Source organism: Christensenella sp., from assembly GCF_034927525.1.
Taxonomy (GTDB): Bacteria; Bacillota; Clostridia; order Christensenellales; family Christensenellaceae; genus Christensenella.
On sequence record NZ_JAYFPU010000299.1, the window covers coordinates 1 to 3,370 of the forward strand.

Annotated in this window: 3 protein-coding genes; 1 reads left to right on the top strand and 2 read right to left on the bottom strand. The window is 52.5% G+C overall.

What is annotated here, in order from left to right:
• Together VB081_RS12005 and argH are read right to left on the bottom strand one after the other, a co-directional pair.
• On the bottom strand, window positions 1–930 hold a 930-nt coding region (locus VB081_RS12005), incomplete at its 3' end, for a L,D-transpeptidase family protein (protein WP_323401037.1).
• Window positions 931–986: 56 nt separating this feature from the next.
• Window positions 987–2,366 (bottom strand): argininosuccinate lyase, encoded by a 1,380-nt coding sequence (gene argH / locus VB081_RS12010; protein ID WP_323401038.1) that lies wholly within the window; start codon window positions 2,364–2,366, stop codon window positions 987–989.
• A gap of 125 nt (window positions 2,367–2,491) precedes the next feature.
• Here argH and VB081_RS12015 point away from each other — a divergent pair.
• The coding region (locus VB081_RS12015) for a magnesium transporter CorA family protein (RefSeq protein WP_323401039.1) at window positions 2,492–3,370 on the top strand (879 nt) is incomplete at its 3' end.

The following is a 3,370-nucleotide window of genomic DNA, read 5'->3' on the forward strand; positions in this document are numbered from 1 at the left end:
GTCGTCCGCATCCCCCGAACGGATCACGCACACCGTGCCCGGCGCGATGTTGTACCACATCCATTTTGCGTCCGGCACACTGAGGCGCACGCACCCGTGCGAATCGGCTGTCCCCAGCTTTTCCCACACCTCGTCGATGTAGGTGCTTGTATCCATCCTGTCGTAAAGGATCGTGTGAAAATAAAACGCGCCGTAAATCTGCGTCCAGTATTGTCCGTACGTCTTATCCCGCGCGAACTGGCTGAACCGCACATGGTATTTGTTCATCTTGAACGTCCCCAGTGGCGTCGCGCCGTCCTTGCCCGACGAACACAGCATATAGCGCACGGGGATCGTGTAATTCCCGTCGTCGTCCTTTGTATAAACAAGCGTCACCTGGTGCTCTACATCCACGATGATCTTATACGTTCCCGCCTCAGGAAAACCCTTCGGATATTGGTCGCGCGTTCCATCGTCGCTCATCACAAGTTCTTCAAAGCTCATGCCCACCGTGGGCGCAAGCTTTAAGAAGGTATCACATTCCTTTGCCTTGTCCGAGTATAAAAGAGCAAGCGTTTCATCGTCCGCTATCCCGCTGTTAGTAAGCCCGTTCTGTTTCTGGAACGTAGAGACCGCCGCCTGCGTCGCCGGGCCGTAATAGTCCGTCGCTTTATCGTCGCTTAAGTGCAGATAGTCAAGCTCCATCAGCCGTTCCTGCAGCTTTACGACCTCGGGCGCCTTCGAACCTTCCTCCAGCACCACCGGCGTAGGTGTTGGCGACGGCGTAGGCTCCGGCGTCTTGGTTGGTGCGGGCGTAGCCGTCGCACCCGGTGTCGCCGTTGGTTCCGCTGCCGGTTGTCCTGCATTTGCCGAACAGCCCGCCAAAAGCGAAGCCATCAGCAGCAGTGCCGCAGCGACGAATACCGCCGTTTTTCTCCATTTGTTTGCCATTCCCTGTTTTTCCCTTTTTATTCTAAATTTTCCCATTTTAATTGAACGTCTGTTCATTAAAGCTCGCCCAATAGCAGCTTTGCCTGCCTGATATGCACCTGTACAGCCTCCGGCGCGGGTCCGCCCGGCACGCTGCGCGTGTTGACGCACGTCTCTAGGCTGATCGCTTCAAAGATGTCTTCGCCCGCCTCCGGCGCGCACTGCCTGATCTCCTCTAGCGATAATTCGTCGATGGCTTTGCCGTGTTGCTCACAATACAGCACAAGTCGCCCTACCACCTCGTGTGCATCGCGGAACGCCATGCCGCGCTTCACAAAATAATCTGCCGCGTCTGTCGCGTTGGTAAATCCAAGCCCTGCGCCCGCGCGCAGCTTGTCCTTTTTCCATTCCGCGGTACTGAGCATGCCGCACATCACCCTGACGCACGCGTTTAAGGTATCGACTGCGTCGAACACGCCTTCCTTGTCCTCCTGCATATCCTTGTTATAAGCAAGGGGCAAGCCCTTCATCACAGTCAGCAGACCCATCAGGTCGCCATATACCCTGCCCGTTTTGCCGCGGATCAGCTCCGCCATGTCCGGATTTTTCTTTTGCGGCATGATGCTCGACCCTGTGGAATAAGCGTCCGACAGGCGCAGCGTACCGAATTCGTTGGTGGAAAATAAAATGATCTCCTCACACAGCCTCGACAGGTGCATCATACAGATGGAAGCCGCCGACAGATATTCCAGCGCAAAATCGCGGTCAGACACGCCGTCCAGACTGTTGCGCGTGATGCCGTCCATCTTTAATTCTTCCGCCACTGCTTCGCGGTCTAGCGGATACGTCGTCGCACACAGCGCGCCCGAGCCGAGCGGCAGGATGTTCGTGCGCTTGCTGCAATCCAAAAACCGCAGTACGTCGCGGTAATACATTTCAAAATAGGCCATCATGTAATGCGCGAGCGTTGTGGGCTGCGCCTTTTGCAGATGCGTATAAGCAGACATGACGGTGTCTGTATGATCCTCCGCAATGTCGATCAGTACATTGCACAGCGCCATCAGATTTTGCACCGTCTCGCCTGTCACACGGCGCATATACAGCCGGAAATCCGTAGCGACCTGATCGTTGCGGCTGCGCCCTGTGTGCAGCTTCTTGCCCACGTCGCCGATGCGCTCGGTCAGCAGCCGTTCCACATTCATGTGGATGTCTTCGTCGTGCACAGAAAAATCGACCTTTCCCGCGTCGATATCCGCAAGGATGCCTTTCAGGCCTTCAATGATCTTGTCTGCGTCTTCTTTGGGGATGATCCCCTGCTTGCCCAGCATACGCGCGTGCGCGATGCTGCCCAAAATATCTTCACGGTACATACGGCAATCAAAACCGATGGAGGACTGGAACCCCTCCGCAAATTCATCCGTACTTCCCTCAAATCTTCCGCCCCACAGCTTAGACATAACAACTCTCCTCGCCAAAATTTATATACATTTTATTATAGCATAACCACCGTATATTATTGAACAAGGATTTTGCCTTTTTTCTATACGAATGCTATACTATACTCGAAAAGAGGTGGGAAGCTATGCTTTACGAAATCATGAACGGTGCGATGTCGCCCGCAAAGGCTATCGACAGCCAAAAAAGCACGGAATATGTTTCTGTGTCCACCACAAAAGAAGTTTCGACCTACTTGACGGATATCCCCGCAGATATGCTCCCCCAGATTTTAGAAAACACGTCTATTCGTTTTGAATCCCACGAGGATTTTGATTTGCTGTGTATTCCCTTTTACGAATTTGAGCACCGACTGAGGGACAGCCCGCCCATTTATATTTTTCTGCATCCGGGTCATCTGCATTTTGTATGCGACCAGTGCAGCGAGCTTGCTTCCTTGCTCGACCGCTTCGCACACCTCAACAAAAGCGAAGCAAGCATCGGCAGGCTTGTATGCGCGTTTTTTGAATATATCCTCGACGACGATCTCGAATCCCTCGATAAGATTGAGGAACAGATCGGCGACTTAGAGGACGACGTGCTGACAGATAAGCAAGGGAATTTTACCAAAACCATCATCGACAAGCGCAAGCACCTGATGGTCATTATGCGCTATTACGAACAGCTTTTGAATATTTTGGAATCCCTTTCCATGAACGAAAAGCACATTTTCAGCAAAAATTCCGTGCGCTTTTTGAATATTATCTATGGCAAGACGCAGCGGCTGTACGACAAAACAAAAAGCCTGCGCGAATATGTTTCTGAAATTCGCGAGGCCTATCAGGCGGAAGTCGATCTGCGCATGAACAACATCATGAAGATACTCACTATCATCACGATGATATTTATGCCTCTGACGCTTATCGTCGGCTGGTACGGCATGAACCTGAAAATGCCTGAATATGCAGCACCGTTTGCCTACCCCGTCGTGATCGCTATCAGCCTGATGATCGTCGTTGTGAGCATC